The organism is Pantoea pleuroti, assembly GCF_014156615.1.
Classification (GTDB): Bacteria; Pseudomonadota; Gammaproteobacteria; order Enterobacterales; family Enterobacteriaceae; genus Pantoea; species Pantoea agglomerans.
This window is the reverse complement of sequence record NZ_SBFD01000016.1, coordinates 1-22,087: the sequence shown is the minus strand read 5'-3', so window position 1 is coordinate 22,087 and position 22,087 is coordinate 1. Positions and strand designations below refer to the sequence as shown.

General features: G+C 54.0%; 22 protein-coding genes and 2 pseudogenes. 11 read left to right on the top strand and 13 right to left on the bottom strand.

Translation table 11 applies throughout. The annotated features are described in order from the left end of the window. The first annotated feature begins 88 nt into the window (after nucleotides 1–88). From EPG66_RS22145 to EPG66_RS22120, 6 genes and pseudogenes are all read left to right on the top strand, one after another. On the top strand, nucleotides 89–1,039 hold the full coding sequence (locus EPG66_RS22145) for a sulfonate ABC transporter substrate-binding protein (RefSeq protein ID WP_182688119.1): 951 nt from the start codon (nucleotides 89–91) through the stop codon (nucleotides 1,037–1,039). A 292-nt stretch (nucleotides 1,040–1,331) separates the two neighbouring features. After that, the gene (locus EPG66_RS22140) at nucleotides 1,332–2,465 is read left to right on the top strand and encodes a glutathione-independent formaldehyde dehydrogenase (protein WP_182688117.1); all 1,134 of its coding nucleotides are present in this window, start codon (nucleotides 1,332–1,334) and stop codon (nucleotides 2,463–2,465) included. Between the two features lie 290 nt (nucleotides 2,466–2,755). Continuing rightward, entirely contained in the window at nucleotides 2,756–3,007 is a 252-nt protein-coding gene (locus EPG66_RS22135; protein ID WP_039387444.1) for a type II toxin-antitoxin system Phd/YefM family antitoxin, read from the top strand. Further along, entirely contained in the window at nucleotides 3,004–3,291 is a 288-nt protein-coding gene (locus EPG66_RS22130) for a type II toxin-antitoxin system RelE family toxin (RefSeq protein WP_083070623.1), read from the top strand. Before EPG66_RS22135 ends, EPG66_RS22130 begins: the two co-directional genes overlap by 4 nt. A gap of 151 nt (nucleotides 3,292–3,442) precedes the next feature. Then, nucleotides 3,443–3,691 (top strand): annotated as a pseudogene (locus tag EPG66_RS22125) (helix-turn-helix domain-containing protein); the annotation flags it as partial. A 1-nt stretch (nucleotide 3,692) separates the two neighbouring features. Beyond that, nucleotides 3,693–4,001: pseudogene (locus EPG66_RS22120) on the top strand (IS3 family transposase); the annotation flags it as partial. Between the two features lie 72 nt (nucleotides 4,002–4,073). On the opposite strand, the gene EPG66_RS22115 reads toward EPG66_RS22120, so the two are convergent. Beyond that, nucleotides 4,074–5,006 carry an Rpn family recombination-promoting nuclease/putative transposase gene (locus tag EPG66_RS22115; protein ID WP_083070649.1) on the bottom strand — a complete coding sequence of 311 codons (933 nt, stop codon included), beginning with the start codon at nucleotides 5,004–5,006 and terminating at the stop codon, nucleotides 4,074–4,076. A gap of 645 nt (nucleotides 5,007–5,651) precedes the next feature. Here EPG66_RS22115 and EPG66_RS22110 point away from each other — a divergent pair. After that, nucleotides 5,652–6,347, top strand: a complete 696-nt coding sequence (locus EPG66_RS22110) for a haloacid dehalogenase type II (protein ID WP_115758304.1) — start codon at nucleotides 5,652–5,654, stop codon at nucleotides 6,345–6,347. Between the two features lie 104 nt (nucleotides 6,348–6,451). Here EPG66_RS22110 and arnF read toward each other — a convergent pair whose 3' ends face one another. Genes arnF through arnB form a run of 7 tightly spaced genes read right to left on the bottom strand, consistent with a single transcriptional unit; the run spans nucleotide 6,452 to nucleotide 13,800 of the window. Then, complete coding sequence (arnF, locus tag EPG66_RS22105; protein WP_182688115.1) at nucleotides 6,452–6,817, bottom strand: 4-amino-4-deoxy-L-arabinose-phosphoundecaprenol flippase subunit ArnF; 366 nt, start codon at nucleotides 6,815–6,817, stop codon at nucleotides 6,452–6,454. Further along, nucleotides 6,814–7,134 (bottom strand): 4-amino-4-deoxy-L-arabinose-phosphoundecaprenol flippase subunit ArnE, encoded by a 321-nt coding sequence (gene arnE, locus EPG66_RS22100; protein WP_115758303.1) that lies wholly within the window; start codon nucleotides 7,132–7,134, stop codon nucleotides 6,814–6,816. The genes arnF and arnE overlap by 4 nt, the downstream gene beginning before the upstream one ends. After that, the gene (gene arnT, locus EPG66_RS22095; RefSeq protein ID WP_182688113.1) at nucleotides 7,134–8,801 is read right to left on the bottom strand and encodes a lipid IV(A) 4-amino-4-deoxy-L-arabinosyltransferase; all 1,668 of its coding nucleotides are present in this window, start codon (nucleotides 8,799–8,801) and stop codon (nucleotides 7,134–7,136) included. The genes arnE and arnT overlap by 1 nt, the downstream gene beginning before the upstream one ends. Then, nucleotides 8,801–9,703 (bottom strand): 4-deoxy-4-formamido-L-arabinose-phosphoundecaprenol deformylase, encoded by a 903-nt coding sequence (arnD, locus tag EPG66_RS22090; RefSeq protein WP_069027199.1) that lies wholly within the window; start codon nucleotides 9,701–9,703, stop codon nucleotides 8,801–8,803. The genes arnT and arnD overlap by 1 nt, the downstream gene beginning before the upstream one ends. Continuing rightward, entirely contained in the window at nucleotides 9,703–11,682 is a 1,980-nt protein-coding gene (gene arnA, locus EPG66_RS22085) for a bifunctional UDP-4-amino-4-deoxy-L-arabinose formyltransferase/UDP-glucuronic acid oxidase ArnA (protein WP_182688111.1), read from the bottom strand. Before arnA ends, arnD begins: the two co-directional genes overlap by 1 nt. Next, nucleotides 11,679–12,662, bottom strand: a complete 984-nt coding sequence (gene arnC, locus EPG66_RS22080; RefSeq protein ID WP_064703463.1) for an undecaprenyl-phosphate 4-deoxy-4-formamido-L-arabinose transferase — start codon at nucleotides 12,660–12,662, stop codon at nucleotides 11,679–11,681. The genes arnA and arnC overlap by 4 nt, the downstream gene beginning before the upstream one ends. 1 nt (nucleotide 12,663) lies before the next feature. Continuing rightward, complete coding sequence (arnB, locus tag EPG66_RS22075) at nucleotides 12,664–13,800, bottom strand: UDP-4-amino-4-deoxy-L-arabinose aminotransferase (protein ID WP_083070629.1); 1,137 nt, start codon at nucleotides 13,798–13,800, stop codon at nucleotides 12,664–12,666. Between the two features lie 698 nt (nucleotides 13,801–14,498). Here arnB and EPG66_RS22070 point away from each other — a divergent pair. Then, nucleotides 14,499–15,077, top strand: a complete 579-nt coding sequence (locus tag EPG66_RS22070) for a YceI family protein (protein ID WP_182688131.1) — start codon at nucleotides 14,499–14,501, stop codon at nucleotides 15,075–15,077. A 26-nt stretch (nucleotides 15,078–15,103) separates the two neighbouring features. Here the strand turns inward: EPG66_RS22070 and EPG66_RS22065 are convergent, their stop codons facing one another. From EPG66_RS22065 to EPG66_RS22050, 4 genes are all read right to left on the bottom strand, one after another. Next, the gene (locus EPG66_RS22065; protein WP_182688109.1) at nucleotides 15,104–15,889 is read right to left on the bottom strand and encodes an anti-sigma factor family protein; all 786 of its coding nucleotides are present in this window, start codon (nucleotides 15,887–15,889) and stop codon (nucleotides 15,104–15,106) included. Further along, on the bottom strand, nucleotides 15,886–16,335 hold the full coding sequence (locus EPG66_RS22060) for a sigma-70 family RNA polymerase sigma factor (RefSeq protein WP_235765255.1): 450 nt from the start codon (nucleotides 16,333–16,335) through the stop codon (nucleotides 15,886–15,888). Before EPG66_RS22060 ends, EPG66_RS22065 begins: the two co-directional genes overlap by 4 nt. Nucleotides 16,336–16,422: 87 nt before the next feature. Further along, nucleotides 16,423–16,959, bottom strand: a complete 537-nt coding sequence (locus EPG66_RS22055) for a tetratricopeptide repeat protein (protein ID WP_069027193.1) — start codon at nucleotides 16,957–16,959, stop codon at nucleotides 16,423–16,425. A gap of 143 nt (nucleotides 16,960–17,102) precedes the next feature. Beyond that, a complete protein-coding gene (locus EPG66_RS22050; protein ID WP_115758295.1) occupies nucleotides 17,103–18,116 on the bottom strand; it encodes a Gfo/Idh/MocA family oxidoreductase in 1,014 nt (337 codons plus the stop codon). Between the two features lie 108 nt (nucleotides 18,117–18,224). Here EPG66_RS22050 and EPG66_RS22045 point away from each other — a divergent pair, with 108 nt between their 5' ends. From EPG66_RS22045 to EPG66_RS23185, 3 genes are all read left to right on the top strand, one after another. Further along, nucleotides 18,225–19,235: a LacI family DNA-binding transcriptional regulator gene (locus tag EPG66_RS22045; RefSeq protein WP_031593860.1), complete on the top strand. Its 1,011-nt coding sequence runs from the start codon at nucleotides 18,225–18,227 to the stop codon at nucleotides 19,233–19,235. A 633-nt stretch (nucleotides 19,236–19,868) separates the two neighbouring features. Next, the gene (locus tag EPG66_RS22040; protein ID WP_069027191.1) at nucleotides 19,869–20,321 is read left to right on the top strand and encodes a PACE efflux transporter; all 453 of its coding nucleotides are present in this window, start codon (nucleotides 19,869–19,871) and stop codon (nucleotides 20,319–20,321) included. A gap of 230 nt (nucleotides 20,322–20,551) precedes the next feature. Next, the gene (locus tag EPG66_RS23185; RefSeq protein ID WP_031593862.1) at nucleotides 20,552–20,755 is read left to right on the top strand and encodes an Hha/YmoA family nucleoid-associated regulatory protein; all 204 of its coding nucleotides are present in this window, start codon (nucleotides 20,552–20,554) and stop codon (nucleotides 20,753–20,755) included. Nucleotides 20,756–20,934: 179 nt separating this feature from the next. Here EPG66_RS23185 and EPG66_RS22030 read toward each other — a convergent pair. Beyond that, on the bottom strand, nucleotides 20,935–22,087 hold a 1,153-nt coding region (locus tag EPG66_RS22030; protein WP_182688107.1), incomplete at its 5' end, for an autotransporter outer membrane beta-barrel domain-containing protein.

The following is a 22,087-nucleotide window of genomic DNA, read 5'->3' as shown; positions in this document are numbered from 1 at the left end:
TTCGCTAAGCATCGAACATTTGATCGCTAAGTGCTTCAACCCGCGTTTGTTATGTTGCGCTGACAACAACCAGACTCAGGAATGAGAGATGAAAAGAGTTTTACTCAGCGCATTGATTATTGCCGCCCAGGCGGGATTAGCGTTCAACACCCAGGCTGCAGCAGAGAAGCCCGAAACAGTTAATATTGGTTTTCAGAAAGCCAATATCTTCGCTCTGCTGAAATATCGCGGCACGCTGGATCAGGAATTTAAGAAGCAGGGGATTGCGGTTCACTGGATTGAGTTCCCGGCCGGGCCGCAGATGCTGGAAGGCTTGAACATCGGCAGTATCGATCTGGCCGCAACCGGCGACGCGCCACCGACTTTTGCTCAGGCCGCACAGGCCGACCTGGTTTATCTGGCACATTCTCCCGCTAACCCCAAAACCGAGGCGATTGTGGTGCCCGCCGACTCCCCCATTAAAAGCGTGGCGGATCTCAAAGGCAAACGCGTGGCGCTGAATAAGGGCTCTGACGTTAACTATCTGCTGGTCACTGCGCTGGAGCAGGCGGGGCTGAGCTATAAAGACATTACACCGGTCTATCTGCCACCTGCTGATGCGCGTGCCGCTTTCCAGCGCGGTGCAGTGGATGCCTGGGTAATCTGGGATCCTTACTACGCAGAAGTTGAAACCAACGCCCACGCGCGGCTGATTAAAAATGCCGAAGGCCTGGTGCCACACTACACCTTCTATCTTGCCAGCCGTAAGTTTGCGGAAACCTGGCCGCAAATCGCCAGCCAGGTGGTGGATGAGCTTGGGTCGCTAAGTGCCTGGGCTAATCAGCATCAGGAAGAGGCGGCAAAAATCATGTCCACCTCAACCGGTCTGCCGCAGCCGATCTGGCAACGGGCGCTGACAAGGATGCCGTTCGGGGCAGAGCGGATGACACCTGAAGTCTTCACGCAGCAGCAGGCACTGGCCGATAAGTTTACCCAGATTGGTCTGTTACCGGTGAAGGTCGATATCCGCAGTGCAACCTGGTCGCAGGATAAGAAATAGGCAAACGCCAGCGGCCTCGCTAATCCCTCTCAGGCAATAAGCCTGGTGACCTGTATCAGGGTGCGGATAAGCCGAACGGCCGGGGAGACAAACGGAGCGTTAGCGAAGCGGAGCTTATATTTCATATAGTTACATGATATTTATTTTGTCAGGCTGTTCCATAAGCTGTTCTACACTTACACATTCAATCACGTCTTTTGGTTGAAAAAGCAGCATCACGAAGAGGATTGCGACAGCCACGAATCGCGCAGTCGCCGCCCTCAAAACTGATCATGCATGTGAGGAGAACGCTATGAAAGCAGTTGTCTATAACGGACCTTTTGACGTTTCAGTCAAAGACGTTCCGGATCCCAAAATAGTTCGCCAGACCGATGTGCTTGTCCGTATGACCACTACCAATATCTGCGGGTCCGACCTGCATATGTACGAAGGGCGAACCAGCTTTGAACAGGGTCGCATCTTCGGCCATGAGAACCTTGGAGAGGTTATTGAGGTCGGCAGTGCTGTTGAGAGAGTTAAAGTCGGTGATTATGTCTGCCTGCCTTTCAATGTCGGCTGCGGATTTTGTGAAAATTGCGAGAAAGGTTTGACCGGTTACTGTCTGACGGCTAACCCGGGTACGGCCGGTGCCGCCTATGGCTTTGCTGAAATGGGCGAATGGGACGGTGGACAGGCGGAGTTACTTCGCGTTCCCTATGCTGACTTCAATTGTCTGGTACTGCCTCCCGATGCGGTAGAAAAGGAGGAAGACTACGTTTTACTTTCCGACATCTTTCCTACCGGCTGGCATGCCACTGAACTGGCAGGCTTGCGCCCTGGAGAGAGTGTTGCCATCTACGGCGCTGGCCCGGTCGGCTTAATGGCTGCGCACTCGGCCATTATCAAAGGCGCATCAGAGGTGTTTGTTGTCGATACCCATCCTGATCGGCTGGCATTAGCCGAACAAATTGGCGCTGTGGCGATCAATGGTGTGGGTGATGATGCGGTAAATAAAATTCTCGAATTAACTCATGGCCGCGGCACGGATTGCGGTTGCGAATGTGTGGGTTATCAGTGCTGCAATAAACATGGCCACGAGGATAACTCCGCCACGTTAAATAGCCTTGTCGCGTCAACCAAAGCCACGGGCAGCATTGGTGCGGTAGGCGTTTTTGTTCCCCAGGATCCCGGAGCAGCGACCGATCTGGCAAAAGAAGGCAAAGTGCCTTTCGATTTTGGCAATTTCTGGTTCAAAGGTCAGTCAATAAAGACCGGGCAATGTAACGTAAAAGCCTATAACCGCCAGCTCGCAAGGCTTATCCATCACGACAGAGCTAATCCGGCACAGATTATTTCGCATCGTCTTGCACTGGCAGATGCTCCCGAAGGCTATAAGCATTTCGATGATCGTGATAATGGCTGGACAAAAGTTATCCTGAAACCCTGAATGGTGAGCCACAGGGCATAGGCCACATTCAGGCTGTGGTGAGAGGGAGAACAAAAACAGCCTGTCTGTGGCTTGGGATATTACTTCGTGTGGCATGACCTTTTCGGGAGAGATGAGAGTGCCGATGCGTCACGCAAATCAGACTCACCCGTTCTTCGTTAACAGAACTCGCGTCTGCCGTTCTGGATAAAGTAAGCGTTGCCATGCCGGGTTCTCAAAGCATGCGATGACTGGTTCTCAATCCTTTATCCTGATACCATTAAGACCTGTTAAGCAGTCCTGGAGGTTCTATGCCAAACATTATTTTAAGCGATACCAGTGCCAGCGTAAGCGAACTGAAGAAAAATCCGATGGCCACGGTTAATGCAGGTGACGGTTATCCTGTCGCCATTCTTAACCGCAACCAGCCTGCATTCTATTGCGTCCCGGCTGAGCTTTATGAACAGATGCTTGATGCCCTTGACGATCAGGAACTGGTTAAGCTGGTCAGTGAACGCAGCGGCCAGCGTCTGCTTGATGTCGATTTGGATGCGCTTTTGTGAGTTATACCGTCAAATTCAGGGAAGAGGCATTTAAAGAATGGCAGAAGCTGGACAAATCTCTCCAGCAGCAGTTTGCCAAAAAACTGAAGAAATGTTGTGACAATCCCCATATTCCTTCTGCCAGACTACGTGGGATTAAAGACTGCTATAAAATCAAACTCAGAGCGTCCGGGTTTCGCCTGGTTTATCAGGTAATAGACGACCAGCTGGTGATTGCCGTTGTTGCTGTGGGTAAACGCGAGCGCAGCAATGTTTATCATCTTGCCAGTGAAAGGATGCGGTAGGGAGGGCTCAGTGAGGTGAGGTGAGTTATGCAGCGCTTGGGCCAATACAGCTCATTAGGTATTTGATTTAACATAACTATCATTGTGCGCATATAGCTTATGCAGGCAAAGCTAACCTGGCCGCTTCGGGCTACCTGTTGAGGATCCTGATATGACGGCTTCTGGTGCGGAGTTTTTCACAATGAACGAAGTTAACCGGCTTAGAGTTATTCAGGACGTCGTCGACCGGCAGTTGACAACCCATCTCGCTGCTGAGCGTCTCGGTATTTCAGACAGGCACTGTCGTCGCTTGCTTCAGCGCTATCGTACAGACGGTCCGCTGGGTATGGCTGACCGCCGCCGTGGCAAGCCAGGCAACTATCAGCTGCCTGCAGGCCTTGCTGAACGCGAGGTTCAGATAGAAGCGGGAAGCCGTGGAGGTTATGTGTGATGCAGCGGGACTGTCGCAACGCCGTGCCTGCAGGCTGGCAGCTCTGTCCCTTTCAACGTGCTGTTATTCGGCTCAGCGTCCGGCTGCTGACGCACAGCTGTCTTTGCGCATCACAGAACTGGTACCTGAACGCCGTCGCTTTGGTTATCGGCGGATCTGGCACTTATTGCGTCGTGAGGGCCTTCACGTCAACCACAAGCGTGTATACCGCATTTATCACCTTAACGGTCTGAGTGTGAAGCGCAGACGACGTCGCGTCGCTTTGAGGTCGTATCGCTTAGCAGGAAGTGGTTGGGTAGTGACATATATCAGGCCGTAACCGGCTTCGCCGGGCGTACGACGCCATTCTAAGTCAGTGGCGGATCTGCGCTAGGTCGTCTTCAGTCAGTCCGGTCATTTTCATGACAGTATTACGGTCAAGACCGTTCTGCAGCATAGTACGGGCAACTTCCAGCTTGCCTTCCAGCTTGCCTTCATTCCGGCCTTCCTGCCTGCCTAGCTGGATACCCTTCTGGATGCCATTCTGTTCGAGCTGTTGTGCGATGGTCATAAGTGCGTCTCCGTGTTGCGGCACACGCTGTGCCAGTTCGCGTACAAAACCTTCGGCGTCGGCTGTTTCGCCTGCCTGTACAATATAGTGTACCAGCGATATCACCTGTGATGAAGACAGATAGCCGGCCAGCAGAATGGGCGCCAGCCGGTCAGTCAGTTCAGCCATGTCCCGCTGATGAATATGTTTCTGCAGCAGGGTCAGGGCGGCCATGCTGCGATGGCCGGCGATTTCATCATCAGGAATGACGGTAACATCAACCAGCGGGAAAGCGCTGCTGTAGAGTTTGCCTGCCAGCGCCGGATCATCAAACTCATTCAGCCACCGGGTGGAGTAAGGATACGGGCTGCGTTTACCCGTATAGAACAGCACGGGTATCACCAGTGGCAACTTCTTATGGCCCGCCTCAAGGTGGCGCTGCATGGCAGCCACCGCATAACGTATCAGGCGAAAAGCCATGTGTTTATCGGGTGAAGACTGGTGCTCAATGAGCACGTGGACATAACCCTCACCGGCTGTGGTTTTCAGACTGTAGAGCACGTCGCTAAAGTATTGCCTCAGGTCATCCTCGACGAACGAGCCGGATTCCAGCTTTAACGTACTGAGGTCACAGATAGCACGTAGCTCTGCGGGCAAGTGCAGTTCCATGAAATCACGGGCGACATCCGGGTGAGTCAGAAACTGCCGGAACGTGGCATCGTGAGGAGTTGGTGTGCGGTTTTTTTTCTTCTTCATCAGTCCCGGCTCTGAAAAATAACCGCTGCATGTTACCACAGGCGAAAAACCGTCTGTATTGATGGTGAACAGATCTGCAATGCCTGCAGGTAGCCGGAAGCCGTTCGGATTATTTTTAATTTTTTCGGATATTTTTTTTACTGATATCAGGGAAGGTACTGTTAATGACCGTTCAGGATGAAAAGCCCCTAATCTGAATAGGTAGCAGCAGAAAGGATTTGCAGAATTTTCCCAGAGATGTGCAACGTTTTTTGGTTTTGCGCTGGATTTTGATCAGCGTGGTGAAAAACATGATGATGCTAAGGTACTTAAAGGGTTTGGCGGAGCCGGTGTTTTAGAGGTAATTGAGGATGATATCGGCGGGTAATGAAACAGGCTGACCCGGAAAACAGGTTCAATAAGTTTTCATGATCGGATAAAACCACTTAACCTGATATAAGGCAGTATCATGCTGCCTGCACAATACCGTATCTGGCGAAATCACCCTTCTCAAAAACATAAGTCCAGCCAATATAGCAGCCTGAACTTTTCCCCTGTCACAATCCAGTATCCTCCCAATCTTGAGCAATCTTCCTCTCTGTTCTACCTTCAGACAGCGTGTTTAACGCCTTACCCTTGTCACCCATCAAACCAACCGGAGCTCCAATGACCAACCCTCACAACCCCGCGCCCTATAGCGGCACCCTGTTTTTCGATGTCAACGAAACCCTGCTGGACACCACTGAACTGAACCGCTCTGTCGCGCAGCGGCTCGGCGACAGACCGGAACGCGCCGAGGCCTGGTTTACCTCGCTGTTGCATCATTCCCTGGTCGAGTCGGTAACCGGCAGCTGGAATAGCTTTGGTGATATCGCTGAAGCAGTACTGGAAATGACCGCCGCCCGTTACGGCGTCACCTTGCCGAAAAACGCGACACCGATAGCTGAGATTATCGCGGCCATGCCCGCCCATCCGGATGTTGCTGCGGGATTGACTGCCTTACAGCAGCAGGGTTTTACCCTGGTGGCCCTGACAAACTCTTCTGCATCACTGGCTGAAAAGCAGCTCAGTTCAGCAGGGCTGGCGCCACTGTTCACTCGCATTCTCAGCGTGGAACAGCTGCAGGTTTATAAGCCCGATCTGAGAGTCTATCAGTGGGCGATGAAAGAGCTCGGCAAGCCCGTCTCAGAGTGCATGATGGTGGCTGCGCATGGCTGGGATGTGGGTGGAGCAAAACGTGCAGGCATGAAAACTGCATTTGTTACCCGCAAAGGGCAGGCACTCTACCCGCTGGCACCTGCACCCGATCTGATCGTCAGCGATATTGGCGAGCTGGCTGCAAAGATAAAACCGCTTTGCTGACCCGCCGTTTACCGCTAATACCTTAATGCCGCGAGAGTTACTCGCTGCCCGAAAAGGCCAGTAAAAAGCGTAGTTGATGCGCAAACGCCAACGTCATTCTTAAATCAGGGCTTAACCACGATACACAGCAGGCCGATGACAATAATCACTACGCCCGCCAGGCTGTGCCAGCTGAACGCCTCATGGAATACTGGCAGACAGACAGCCACCAGCCACACCAGCACATAACTGAGGCTGAGCAGCGGATAGACCCGGTTCAGCGGAAAATAGCGCAGCGCCCGAATCCAGCAGAGCATGGAGACACCATAAGCGGCCAGCCCGGCCAATAGCAGCAAGGCGGGCAACAGGGCAACAGCAGGCAGCGACGTTATGCTGCTGACATCGGGCAGACGCGGCATCGCCCAGCGCATCATCAGCTGTGCCGCTGAGACCAGCAGCACGCTGCATGCGACCCATCCATACCCTTTCATAGCTGGCTCGCCATCAGCGCCACACCCGTCACCACCAGTAGCGTGCCGAAGATCTGGCGCAGCGTCAGGCGCTCGCGCCAGAGGATGCGTCCTGCCAGCGCAACGAAAATGAAGTTAAGGCTCAGCATCGGATAGGCCTGGCTGACAGGCACCCGCTGCAGCACCAGCAGCCAGAGAAGCATCGCGACACCCAGCAACAGCACGTTCACCCCAATCCAGCTTAAACGGACCTGGCGCGATGCCGCATGGGTCGCCTGTTTCTGGCACAGTTGCGCACTGCAGCTGAGCAGACTGACCAGTATAATCAGCAGCAGCATCACTTCATCTGACTGTAATAGAGGCAGACCAGCCTGCCCTGGCGATAGACGGCGTCCGGCACCGGAACATCCTCGCCGATATCACTGTGTACTGAATCAACCAGCAACAGCAGTGATACGCTTCCCGTACGGCGATGATCGGCAAGCCAGCCGCCGAAGTCCGCCTGAGAGACAAAGCGGGATTGCGCATCCGGGTAGCTCAGCCCATATTCCAGCTCGCCTTTGGTGTCATAGAAGCCGATATCGCTGCGTTGCAGATGCCAGGCTGCGGCAGATGCCACGCCGGGATTGTCCGCCAGGATAAAGTGACTTGAGGCCAGACGCTGGCTAATCGTCGAGACAAAGCGCTGCGGCTGTTTGGCATCGCGGATTTTATCCGGTATTGCCGTGCCAATAAACAGGGCGACGCCCAGCGGGCAAAGCGCGGCCGCCAGCCAGCGGCGCTGTGCAGAGCGGCAGCTATATACGCCCACCAGCCCCCAGATGAGAAATGCCAGTGCCCCCAGCGCAAGTTTCAGCATCTCATGCGTGGCGAACAGCGGATGATGCGTCACGCTCCAGGGAGCGAGCACCAGCACGACCGTTGCCAGAGTAATGATGCCGAAAATCAGGTTGAGCCAGCCATTGACTGTTAATGCGCGCCCTGCCCGCTGCGCGGCGTTCAGGCCATAGTGCGCCATCAGCAGCGACAGCGGCACAAAACAGGGCAGGATATAGGTTGGCAGCTTGCCTTTTGCCAGGCTGAAAAACAGCAGCGGCATCACCGTCCAGCTCAGCAGATAGAGCGCGCCGGGATGCTGCTGACGCTCGCGCCAGCCGGTCATCAATGCGCCCGGTAACAGCGCCAGCCACGGCAGCGTTCCCAGCAGCAGAACCGGCAGGTAATACCAGAAAGGCGCTTTGTGCTGGGCATTGTCCTCGGCAAAGCGCTGGATATGCTCAACCCAGAAGAAGTAGTGCCAGAAATCCGGTGCCTGATGATAGATCGCCAGCGCCCAGGGTGCGCTGATCGCCGCGGCTGAGAGCAGCGCCAGCGGTCCGAAGCAGAGCAGTTCGCGCAGTCGCTGCCGCCAGATCGCCCACGGCAGAATAGCCAGCACCGGCACTGCCAGCGCCAGAAAGCCTTTGGTCATAAACCCCATGCCGCAGGCGAGGCCAAGCAGCAGATAGCCGCCCGCCCGCCCGGCGCGTCCGCTGGCCTCCGTCGCCAGCCAGAAGCTGCACATCGCGGCCGCCAGCCAGAGCATCAGCATCGGATCGAGCACCGCATAGGTGCCGACAGCATAAACCAGCAGCGAACTAAGGAAAATAATCGTGCCGACGGCAGCCGTGCGTGCCGAACCAAACAGCCGCCTGCCGAGCCAGTAGATCAGCACGGCGGTCATCGCCGTGGAGAATATCGATCCCGCCCGCACACCAAAGTTGTTGTGGCCAAACAGCCACTGACCCAGCGAGTTGACCCAGTAGCCGGCAATCGGTTTTTCAAAATAGCGCAGGCCAAAAAAGTGTGGCGTCACCCAGTTACCGGTTGTCAGCATCTCCCGGCTGATCTCCGCATAACGGGTCTCATCCGGTTGCCAGAGGTCGCGGAACATGGGCGGAAGCAGGTAATAGAGAATAAAAAAGCTGAAAAAAAGTAGCCACTTCGTGTTGTTATGTATCCGCACTAGTTCGCCTCTTCAGTCAGTTTCTGGCAGCCCAGCCACCCTTCGCGTCCGGGGATTTCGCCTCTGACTACCCTGCCCACCGGCAAGGTACTCAGATCGTCGGGCAGCAGCTCGCTTAACGGACAGAACTGAATGCCGTGACGGGCCGCAGCAGCCAGCAGCTGGTCAAAGTCCGGGTAGCCGATAATCCCTTCGACTTCGGCATGCACGGTGTATACCGCCCCATCGTCAGAAGAGAGCATTTTCGCCAGAATGTAGTCGTTATAGCCTTCTGCGCTGACCTCGCGGCCAACCACTTCATCCCATGTGGGCAACGTCACCGGAATCTGTACAGTACCGATCTGTCCATCCGGCAACATGGGCCGGAACGGGCCGCTGCCGCGACAGTCGCTGTTGTAGTGAAAGCCAAAGTCCTGTTTGGCGGCGATCACCCGGCCATCGGCTCGCCAGCCCGCGACGGCCGAACAGCTGACAGGATGACCGAGTATCTCACTCAGCGTTTCGGTGCCGCGGGCTATCTGCTCAACCAGCTTATCCTGCGGCCAGACGCCGGCCCAGGTCTGCCAGGCAAAGTGGTCCCAGGCGTGCAGACCGACTTCGTGCTGACGAGTGGCGTCCTGAATGATATGCCGCAATCCCCGTCCCATCTGCTTTCCCGGCCAGGCCGTTCCGGCGAGCAGGATGTCCCAGCCATAGAGCGATGCGGCGCGGGAGCGCAGCATCTTCATAAGAAACGCCGGTTTCACCAGCCGCCAGAGATGGCGGCCCATGTTGTCTGGTCCCACGCTGAAGAAAAAACTGCCCCGCACCGCATGGCGCCGGAACAGCTCAAGCAGCGCCGGCACGCCCTGCTTCGTGCCGCGCCAGGTATCTACGTCAATCCGCAGACCGATCTTCTTCATCACTTATCAGCCTGTGGCTCAACGGTGCGCAGGAAGAAGTCGAGCGTGTTGTCGATAGTGACATCCATCGTCACGGTCGGGGTCCAGCCGAGTAAGCGACGCGCATTGCGGATAGCCGGTTTACGGTGCTCCACATCCTGATAGCCTTTGCCGTAGTAGCTGCTGCTTTCTACCTCGCGGAAACCGGCAAACGGCGGGAACTGGCTGCGCAGCGGATGACGCTCAAAGCTGGCCAGCAGCTGCTCTGCCAGCTCTTTAATACTGGCTTCGTTGTCCGGATTACCGATATTGATGATCTGACCATCACAATTCAGCTGTTTGTTTTCGATAATGCGGAATAGCGCCTCAACGCCATCCTGAATATCAGTAAAGCAGCGCTTCTGTTTGCCGCCGTCGATCAGCTTAATGGGCGAACCTTCTACCAGGTTAAGGATGAGCTGAGTGATCGCGCGGGAACTGCCGATGCGTGCTGCATTAAGGTTATCCAGACGTGGTCCCATCCAGTTGAACGGACGGAACAGGGTAAAACGCAGCCCCTCTTTTTCGCCGTAGGCCCAGATAACGCGGTCCAGCAGCTGTTTGGATACCGAGTAGATCCAGCGCTGTTTGTTGATCGGCCCGACGACCAGATTAGAGCAATCCTCATCGAAGCTGTCATCGGTACACATGCCGTAAACTTCTGAAGTGGATGGGAAAATGATGCGCTTCTGATACTTCACGCAGTCGCGAATGATTTTCAGGTTCTCTTCGAAATCGAGTTCAAACACGCGCAGTGGATTGCGGGTGTACTCAATCGGCGTGGCGATGGCCACCAGCGGCAGAATGACGTCGCATTTTTTGATGTGATACTCAATCCATTCGGAATGGATAGCGATATCCCCTTCGACGAAATGAAAGCGCGGATGATCCAGGAAGCGGCTGATCGCGTCTGAACTGATATCCAGGCCATAGACCTCGAAATGCTCATCCTGTAACAACCGCTCGGTAAGATGGTTACCGATAAAGCCGTTAACGCCAAGGATCAGCACGCGGGTACGACGTTGCAGCGCCGACTGCGGTTTTGAATAGAGCAGTGCGCCAGGGACGATGCCCAGACTCTGCGCCAGCTGGCTGCCATTCATGTAAACGCCATGCTCGGACTGGCCGGTCTGGATTTCCAGCGCGCCCTCACCACAGGCGATCAGGAATGGCTGCTTAGAGAGTACCGTCCCTGGCTTTGCCTGATGCTGCTGCGGATGAACCCGGCTCTTCCAGACAATAAATTTAACCGAACCGGTAAAGGCGAATGCGCCAGGCCAGGGATCGGTAACCGCTCTGACCAGATTGTGAATCGTCTGAGCAGGCTGATTCCAGTCAATGCGGCCATCTTCAGCCGTGCGACGATCTACCCGTGTCGCCTGACTTTCATCCTGTGGCCACTCACTCACTTCACCCTCGCGCAGGCGAGGTAAAACGTCGCCGAGCAACTGCTCTGCAGCCTGGGTTAGTTTACGATGCAGCGTCAGCGCGTTGTCCTGATCTTCAATAGCGACCTTCTGCTGCGCCAGAATATTACCGGCATCCGCGCGCTTCACCATGCGATGTAGCGTAACGCCCGTTTCATTCTCGCCGTTGACCAGCGCCCAGTTCAGCGGTGCCCGGCCGCGATATTTTGGCAGCAGCGAGCCGTGCAGGTTAAAAGCACCCTTTGGGGCGCATTGCAGGATCTCATCGCTCAGCAGATGGCGATAGTAGAAGGAGAAGATCATCTCTGGCGCCATGGTGCGGATACGGTCAAGCCAGATCGGGTGATTCGCCTCGTCGGGTGCATAGACCGGAATGCCATGTTCTGCCGCCAGACGGGCGACTGAGCCGAAAAAGTGGTTTTCGGTCGCCACATCGTTGTGAGTAAAAATGGCGGTAATCTCATAGCCTGCACTCAGCAGCGCATTGATGCCGACACAGCCCATGTCGTGATAGGCGAAAACAACGGTCTTCATGATTGATTATCCTGTACTGAAGGCTCTTCTGGAGCCTGAACAATGCGTTGAACGAAATAGCGCGGACGCGCCCGAACGTCGTTGTAAATGCGGCCGATGTACTCCCCGAGCAGTCCCATACCCACAAACTGGGCGCCGATAAACATGAACAGCACGGCGAACAACACGAAGACGCCGTCACCCGCCCAGGCCGCACCAAAAAAGAGTCGCAACACGATCAACACCAAAGAGAAGGCGAAGCCTGAGAGCGCAATCAGGCTGCCGACCACGCTGAGCAATCGCAGCGGCGTGGTGGTCAGACAGGTCACCAGGTCGTACATCAGGTTAATCAGGCGCATAAAGCTGTATTTCGAATCGCCAAAGGCGCGCTCGGCGTGGATGACCGGCAGCTCAATGGTGTGTCGGGCAAAGGTGTTGGCCAGAATCGGAATAAAAGTGCTGCGCTCGTGACAGTTGAGCATCGCCTCGACGATGTGGCGACGATAGGCGCGCAGCATGCAGCCGTAATCGCCCATCGCTTTGCCGGTGACCCGCTGAATCAGCCGGTTGAGCGTGCGTGAGGCTTTACGACGGAACCAGGTGTCCTGCCGCTGCTGTCGGACGGTACCCACCACGTCATAACCCTCACGCGCGGCGTCAACCAGCCGCGGGATCTCTTCCGGCGGGTTCTGCAGATCGGCATCCAGCGTAATAATCAGATCGCCACGAACCTGGCTGAATCCGGCCATGATGGCGGAATGCTGACCGTAGTTGCGGTTGAGCAGCACGCCGGTTATCCGGCTGCCGGGAGCCGTGGCGGCCTGTTCAATCAGTTCGGCAGAACGATCGCTGCTGCCGTCATCCACCAGCAGAATTTCATACTCAATCTTGATTGAGTCACAGGCGGCGCAGGTGCGCTGAAGCAGCTCCGGCAGACTCTCCTGCTCGTTATAGACAGGGATGACCACCGAGAGCATATTGATCGGTTTGATATCGCGCATCTCAGGCTCCGGCAATGTCATGTAAAGCCTGAATCACACGTTCGACATCCTCATCCGTCATTGACGGAAACAGTGGAATCGAACACATCTGCTGGCTGTTAAGTTCACTGGCGGGAAGACGTAAATCGGGATAGTGCTCGCGATAATATTTATGGGTATGCGCCGCACGGAAATGCAGACCGCTGCCAATATCCCGCGTCTTCAGTGCCTGCATAAAGGCATCACGCGAAAGACCACAGCGCTGTTCATCGATGCGGATAATAAACAGGTGCCACGCATGCTGATGTGGCCAGGCGGGCAGTGACAGCGGCGTGAACGGCAGCGTGCGCAGCGCTTCAAGATAGCGTTCAGCAATCTCACGGCGGCGGGCAATAAAGCCAGGCAGTTTCTGTAACTGCACCAGCGCAATCGCCGCGCTGATATCGGGCAGATTGTATTTAAAGCCCGGCATCATGACTTCCGCCTGCGGCAGACGTCCCTGGGTCTGACGATCAAACGCATCCACCGCCAGGCCATGAAATTTCAGGCTGCGTATACGATCTGCGAGAGCGGCGTCATCGGTCACCACCAGCCCTCCTTCCGCGCAGGTGATATTTTTGATGGCGTGGAAAGAGAAAATCGCCGTACCGCGCTGCCCGATCGGTTTTTGATGATAAGTGGTGCCCACGGCGTGAGCCGCATCTTCAATGATGGCGATGCCATGCTGTTGAGCCAGTTGATAGATTGGCGCGAGATCGGCAGGTGCACCAGCGTAATGCACCGGAATAATGGCGCGGGTGCGGGACGTAATCGCCTGCGCTATCCGTTCCGGCGTCACCATCAGGTTGTCGGGATCCACATCAATCATCACCGGCGTGGCACCCAGCAGCGTGATCAGGTTCAGGGTAGAGACCCAGGTCATGGACGGCGTGATCACCTCATCGCCAGGCCCGATCCCCATCGCCATCAGCGTGACATGCATTCCGGCAGTGGCAGAGCTTACTGCGATGGCGTTCTGGTTACCGGTCAGCTGAACAAAGGCCTGCTCCAGTTCGGCGCATTTTGCCCCGGTCGTTATCCAGCCAGAGTCAAATACCGCTTTAACAGCAGCCAGCTCTTCATCACCGAATGAAGGCCGGGAAAATGGCAAAAAATCCATGCTAAAACTCCTGCAGGTCAAACCCATAAGCTGTCGCGCGTTGTTAATCAGGCACAACGCCGGAAAAGAATTGAAATAACGAATGACTAACAGTCGGCCAGGGTGCTATCGACACCCTATTTTCCATTTATGGAATTAAGGTTACCGGACTGCTAATACAAACTACCGCATGAAAGTTAACTGAACATTAAATGAAGCGTGTTAATTACAATAAAATCAGGCAGGAGTAAGCTGATCATTTCCGGAAAAGTTCACTATTAAAGAAGTAATAATCACCCTGACCACTACTCTTTTTGATTTATTGATATTTTGTTTAAAAACAGCAGGATTCTCCTGTAATGAGCACAGAAACGAGCTCATCCATCAGACGAAAACTTTTAATATGAAAATTAACACGCTGATATTTATAGGCTAAATTCAGCCTGCGAATCACAGCTTTACATCGGTAAAAAATAGCGCCACGCCGATTTCAGGAAAAACACAGATTAATAAAGCCTTCTTAATGTATTCTTAATATTGTTTGTTATTAATATTTTGCCCTTACAATAATCTTTGTCCTTTGGTGAATCTCAGGTGACAGTCAGTTAATATCTGTCAGATTATCTGTGCCTGTAAGGTAAAAACCGTGCTAAAAAAAGTGAATAAGATCGCGGTTTCAGGCGTTAACGTTGGGTCTGCCTAAAAAAGAGAAAATAGTGATGATGCGTGCCGCCTGTTTATGCACTCTGTTAGCCCTGCTCAGCCCGGTGCTTTACGCCGCGCCGGTAACCTATGCCATTACCCCCGATAAAACGTCGATAGGCCTTTCATGGCGCGCCTTTGGTCACGAATTTTCACAGGCCAGACTGCAGGGTGTGACCGGCACAGTGACACTCAATCCTGATGAAGACCGTGACGATCGTATTGAAGTGACTATTCCGGTAGGGACGCTGGTGGCCTCGAACAGCCTGTTAACCTGGCAACTGAAAAGTAATCTGTTTTTTGATGCAGAGCATTACCCAAATATTCACTTTGTCAGCAGTCGCGTGACCTCACTGGGTGGCGGGAATTACCGTATTTTTGGTGTGCTGACGGTTAAAAATGTCAGCCGGCCAGTCGTGATGCTGGCCTCGCTGGACAGCGGAAAGACAATTGATCCGGCTTCAGGTTTGCTGGCGCTGCATGCCTCCACCGCCATCTCCCGCTCAGCCTTCGGAATGGATCGGCTGGTCGGGGTGGTTGATGATCGCGTCAACATTGCGCTGGCCATTGCCGCGCAGGGCAGAAAGCCGCTGTAGCGGTAACCGCTGAAGGGTCCGCCGGATTAACTGAGTGCTGTCTGCAATGTTTCCGCTGTGGCAGCCAGTTGAGCCGGTGGGTTGCGGCCAATCAGCACATACTGATAGCCGTCACGCTTCCACCAGGCCAGCTGCATGCCATGGCGCTGTTCACGGGCGATGGGATTCGCGTTATCCGGCGCAGGCGAGATACAGAGCGCCATCGGACCATAATCAGCATGCAGCCAGGCGATTTGTGCAATCGACGTCCGTTCGTAGCGCAGGATCCGCACCATTTTCAGTTCAGCTCCTGGCAGGCTGAGTTGCTGCGGATGCAGCTGCAATCCTAAATCGAGTCGGGTACGGTCCAGCCCCTTCTGCAATATGGCGGCGTCATCAGGCGTATCGGCCAGCGTTTCAGCACTGTAGAGCGACATATAACGCGCCTCCAGATCGCGGATATTCTGACTTTCATCTTTCTCATCATCTTCCGGTCTTGCCAGGAAACCAATGCCGCTGCCCACTAACAGAAAGCTGACAGACGCAGCAATCAGCGCCCGACGACTGTAGCCTTTAACCGGCACCGGCTCTGATGCCGTGATGGCTGCCAGTTGCTGTGCCATTCTGGCCTGCGGTGCCTGTTCCAGCAGCGGCGCAAAAGCCTGTTCAAAATCGAGATTACTTTGCTGTAAATGCTCAACCCGTGCCGCCAGTTCGGGATCCCCTGCCATCGCCTGCTCAAACTGCACGGCTTCCTGTGGCGTCATCTCACCATCCAGCCAGGCAACAATTGCCTCATCGCGCCACGGTGGTGTAAAAGTTTCCCTGTTCATCTCCGTTTCTCCTGCGGTGCGGGCGAGGTCGCCGGCTGTCTGGCCAGCGTGGCACGTGCGGCGGCCAGACGGCTCATAATCGTGCCAATCGGAACCGAGAGCGTCTCTGCCGCCTCCTGATAGGTCAGACCTTCGACATACACCAGAAACAGGGCATTACGCTGGGCCTCGGGTAAGACGTTAACCTGTAGCATAATGCGCTGGAAATGGCGGTTTTCGTCGCTGGTGGTGTGGTTATCTGCGGCCAGCAGCGCATCGGGATCCACGAATCCCTGTCCCTGCCGCACCTTTCGCGCCCGTAAATCACTGGCCCAGATGGAGTGAAGGATCGAAAAAAGCCATCGATCAATGCGTGTGCCCGGCGTGAACTGCGCGCTGCGTTCCAGCGCGCGTACACAGGTTGACTGCACCAGCTCTTCTGCCATGTCACGGTTGTGTGACAGCACATAGCCGTAACGCCAGAGCCGCGTCAGATGTTCCGCAAGGTGCTGACGGATGTCACTGTGAGTGATTTTTCGCTCCTCCCTGCCGCATCAGACCTCGGGGTGGCCATTGATCGCGGCCTGCAGATCGCGGTACTCCTCGCACTCTGTGCCACAAATCCCGGCAATGGTTTTTAACTGTTCGCGCGCCAGATCCGGACGCCCTTTGATCATCCAGGCTTCGCCCAGATATTCACGCACTTTAGCGTAACGGGGATCAAGTGCAATGGCGCGCTGATAATAGCCAATACCCTCGTCCGTGCGGCCCAGTTTACGGGTGGCGTAACCACGATAGTTCCAGGCTTCGCGAGTATCCTGATTTTTCAGCGTATCAAGCAGGTTGAGCGCCGCCTGATATTCGCCCTTTTTCGCCAGATGCCAGGCGTAGCGGGTTTTATCGTCATCACTCAGCTTGCTGGTCTTCTCAGGCACACAACTTTTAGTGTGACTGTCATAGACCTGACCTTTGGGGCAGTCAGGCGTCTTTTTATCACTGTCATTGTCACCCATCGCCATACTCAGCGGAGAGTGCAGCATCAGCAGTAGTGCCGGAACGGCAAGCAGAGAAAAACCAGAACGCGTTGTCATAATTTATCCTTATCGGGTCTGTGAGGCAGGCGATAAAACCCACCGGATGCAGTCCGCTAGCGCGGCGCTGTACGGTAAACAGCTCAGCGCCGGCTTCTATTCGATAAAAATAAAATTATTTTTTGCCAGGGTGCCACGCTGAATCAGAACAGCAGTTTTTCCACCGCACAGAAACGCCGTTCCGCCAGGGAGTTCACCGCAGCTTCCGCAATCGCCTGGGCTTTCAATCCATCCTCTAAGCCCGGCAGATCGTCAATCTGCTCACCGTTCAGCGAGCGGATAAACGCATCCAGATGAGCATAATAAGTTGGCTGCACCCGGCTGAACCAGTCGGGCAACAAGCCTGGCTGCTGAATCTGCGCACCCTGATAGCAGCTGACGCCACGCTGTGGCTGAGAGGCTGATTCCAGCATCCCGTGCGGTCCCATCACACTGATGCGTTCATCGTAGCCATAGCCGGTGCGGCGGGCATTATCGAGCTGTGCCAGCGCCCCGCCCTGCAGCCGTAATAGCAGCGTGCTGGTGTCCACGTCGTCAAATTCGCTGATCGAGGGCAGAGCCAGCGCTGCACCCATCGCTGCCACCTCTGTCACCTCCTCTTCAGTCAGCCAGCGCAGCAGGTCAAAAAAGTGGATAGCCTGATCGCGCATTTGCCCGCCGGACGCCTGAAGATAGGCCAGCGGCGGCATGGCTGAGGAGCGGCAGACCATCTGAATCAGTTCCGCCGGGCCGATCCGCCCCTGGCGGAGTTGTTGCTTCAGCTGCTGATGGCTGACATCAAAACGGCGATTAAACCCTACTGTGACCGGCACGTTGTAGGGGAGAACATTAGCCACGGCTGAACGGGCCCGCTCAAGAGAGAGATCGACCGGTTTTTCACAGTAGATTGCTTTACCGGCGCGGGCTGCGGCTTCCAGCAAATCAGCATGGGTCGGTGTCGCGCTGGCGATCAGCACCATATCAATCTGCCCATCATTTATCGCCTCGGTGACAGACGCGGCCCGGGCATCAAAGCGGGTCGCAAAGTCGGCGGCGCGCGCGGGATCCGCATCCGCAACCCATACCAGTTCAACCCCAGGATGCGCCTGAAGATTCGCGGCATGAACTTCACCAATAAAGCCACACCCCAGCAGGGCAACACGTTGCTTTTTATTCATTTATTTGAACTCCATCATAGTCCGGCAGAAAGCTGCATCTGCAGGATAACGCTGCGTTTTACACTAGCGGCACGGTGTTTTGAGGTGTTTACCTCACAGGAGATCGATATGTCGCTGAAAGAGGTCGCCCGACGGGCAGGTGTGGGACTGGCAACCGTGGATCGGGTGCTCAATGAACGTGGCGGCGTCGCGCCGGAGACGGTTCACAGGGTGCTGCAGGCAGCCCGTGAGGTCGGGCTGAAGCGTATCCTGCCTGAGGAGCATCGTCATCCATGGCAGATAGAACTACTGCTGAGCAGCAACGATTCGTTTTTCTTTAAGCAGCTGGCACAGGATTTTACTGAGGTCGCCTCGCATCTGGGCTATCGCCGGTTAACGCTGCGCCGCACTTTTGTCCCCGAGGCTCAGCCAGAACGACTGGCAAAGCTTATCAGGCAGGGCGGTGAGACGCGTGATGGGCTGATCGTTTTTGCCCATGAACATCCGGCGATCTATGAGGCGCTGGACCATTGCCAGGCGCGTGGCGTACCGGTGATCTCGCTGGTCACCGATTTACCTGGTGCCGCCCGGCTCTGTCATGTGGGGATCAATCAGTTGCAGGCAGGACGTACAGCCGCTCAGCTGATGGGCAAAATGCTGCATCAGCCCGGTGAGGTATTGATGGTCAGTGGGCACCGGGATTACAGCGCGCATCGTCAACGTATTGAAGGGTTTCGTGACCTGATAACCAGTCGGTTTCCCCATCTTCAGTTACGTGAAGTTCTGGCCGCCCAGGAAAATCGCGACACCCTCAGTAAGTTGCTGGAGAAGCAGCTGGTTCAGAGCGGTCATCTGCAGGGCATTTATAACACCGGCCTGGGGAATACCGAGATCGGGCAGGCGCTGGCACGACATCGTCGGCTGAATCAGTGCATCTGGATTACTCATGAGCTTTACGCCACCACCCGCACGCTGATGGCGCAGCAGAGCGTTGCGCTGACACTGGATCAAAACACCCGGCAGCATGCCCAGCTTGCGCTGCAGCTGATGCTGACTTATCTGGAGCAGGGAGAGAAACCCGATGAGTATGTCAGCGGGAAAGTGGACTTTATGATTTATACCGCCGAGAACTCGATATGAGCAAACCGTCAGGTCACAATATCCCGTGAGAGCAAGGATTTTTTGTTGTGGAGGTTACGCTGATGAGATCTGATGAATGCCCTCGGGAGGGCCCAGTGGATAACGCGCTTTTAACTTTAAACAGCATCATCTTTTCCCTGTTCGCCTGAATCAGCAAGAGCTACAGAACGGTAAACACCGCTATCAATCAGACTTAAAAACTAGATTTAATGTAAATATTAAAATATAAATCTATATATATTCAGATTTTGGTTTTAATGCTTCATTCCAATCCAGAGTTGCTATCATCGCCTCGAATCCAGCAGACCGACACTGCGTTGCAACGAAAAAACCTATCAGCTTAGCCTCCCTGGCCCTGGAGAGCTGAGCAAAATGAGCAATGGTGATGCTGATACGCGAAGCCGGGTAACTGATAAAGCACGTTTTGTATAATATTTGATAAATATCAAGCATGGTTGGGTTTTTAATGGCGGAGTCGCGTTACGTTTTCACTTTCTGCGGGTGCGATGCTAAATTCTCATCCGTTTAAGACAGGGCAACTTGCAGACCTTTTTTAAAACTGTGTTGACGAGACGGTTATCCTGAAATTTCCTGCACCAGCAATGGTGCCTGGCTGATTAATGAGAGTCTGGTTTGGAACACTATTTATCTCCGGTACGTACCACTACAGAGAGAGTACTGCACGCGGTTATTTTCGAAGTTGCTGCTAATGTGCTGGTTTTTATTATCCTGATTAGCTGGGCTTCTGCAGCGCCTGCGCAATCGGCACTTTTAACTATAATCTCATCAACGCTGGCTATGGGCTGGAACTATCTGTTCAACCTGATATTTGACAGTGTTCAGCTAAGAACAGGATTTAAAAAAGACTGGCGAATGAGATGCCTCCATGCCGTTCTGTTTGAAGCCGGTCTTTTATTAGTGTTGATCCCATTTGCAGCATGGTGGCTGAATATTACGCTACCCGAAGCGCTGAAACTGGAGTGTGGACTGGTGATCTTTTTTCTGGTCTATGCATATCTTTTCAATCTGATATGGGATTACGGCAGAGCTACACGAAAAAATAAAAATAAATTCATTAAGTTATGAAAATTTCAAGGTGGCAATACTGATTTATTAACCTTCCGCTTAGCCGGGTAAGTGAAGCGTCAGATGCGACATTGTGCATCTGAACGCATCCAGTGCGTAAGGATACACGTATATCTGTTGTCAGGATCTTAATTATTTCTTCTGACAGCATCGATATCATAGCGAGTCAGCTTAGATAAAGTTAAGACCGCGCATAAGCCCATTTTAACAGGTTAAATTCAGCAAAAATTATGAATAAGATCTATTATCTGAATAAATTAAGAAACTGCCCATCAACCGATATTCTCGATATAGTGACAAGTTATATGCGAAAAAAACTTCCTTCTGACGATCTCTCATCATTTGAAGGCGCATATGATCATCGCAAAGCCGAGTTGATAATGAATGAGACCTATAGCGAAGTGCCTGCTGAAGTGTGGCGACTGGTATGCTAATCCAGTTAAACAGTGCCTGGATTAATGACGTTAAATTAATGTTCAGGCGTTAACGTTCCTGTATCTCATTAATAACGATTTCAGATAATATATTTCTGAAGATTACTGCTGAATGATACCGTGCGTTAATAAACAGAGCATCACGCTTTATAACAGTGATGCTCTGTTGTTGAACGATATCAGAAGTGCCAGGCGAAACCGACCTGACCGCTGTAATCCGTTTTAAACTCACCACCAAAACTGGTATCGACTTTCGCGATGAGTGAGAGGTCAGGCGTAATGACACCCTGCAGACCCACGCTGCTGCGATAGCGGTTGTCAGACCAGGCGCTGTATTGGCGATTCGACTGACGGTCTGAAAGCGTCGTGGTTGAGCCATTTTTACCCGGCGAATATTGATACTCAATGCTCGCGCTCAGGTTCACGTTTGGCAGCCACACACCCAGACCGCGCTTCTGCGCCATAATGCCGGTGGTCGTGAAGTAAGGCGTCGCTGAGCTCAACGCCACTTCTGCATCCTCTCCTTTCAGGGTGTAACCTGACATGATGCCACCGCTGACTCCCACGTAGGGTGAAATAAACAGCGTATCGTCAGCCAGACCGAACTGATATCCCGTCCGCAGACTTCCTGCCAGCATCTGACTATCCTTTTTAATGCCGTTGATATGCAGGGCAGGATCCAGCGTTAACTCCTGGTTCAGATACATATAGCGACTGGCAGCATCAACAAACCATCCGGCATCAGACTGCCATGAATAATAGGCGCCAACCGTGGCCAGTCGATGTTTTTCACTCCCTCCATCTTTGACTTCGCCCTGGGTATAGCTGGCACTGAAACCGACTGTTTGCGTGTCGCTGCGGGTATCCCAGCCCACATTCAGCGTCTGCTGGTTAGTATTCAGACCCAGAAAACGTCCTTTCCTCTGCTCAATGGTTGCCCATGAACCGCTACTTTCTGGCGAGGCGCGCAGACTGTCGGTGCGGTTATGCAACTGGCTGACCGTTTCACTGAAAATGTACTGCCGCGAGGCGAGTAAGGCTCGTGTACGCTGGATTAGTGGCAGGTTGTCGTAAACAGAGAACCAGTCATCCGGCTTAAACGCCGGTTTTTTGGCTTCATCTTCAGCTTTCGCGGCCTCCTCTTTCGCTTTTTCTTCAGCTTCGGCCTCTGCTTTCGCTTTTGCATCGGCTTCGGTTTTTGCTTTCTCAGCAGCAGCCTGATCAGCAGTACTATCATCCACCGGGTTTTCAGCAGGTGTTACTTCCGGCGTCGGTTCTGGTTCAGGCGTCACTTCCGGTGCGGGCGTCGGTTCTGGCTCAGGCGTCACTTCC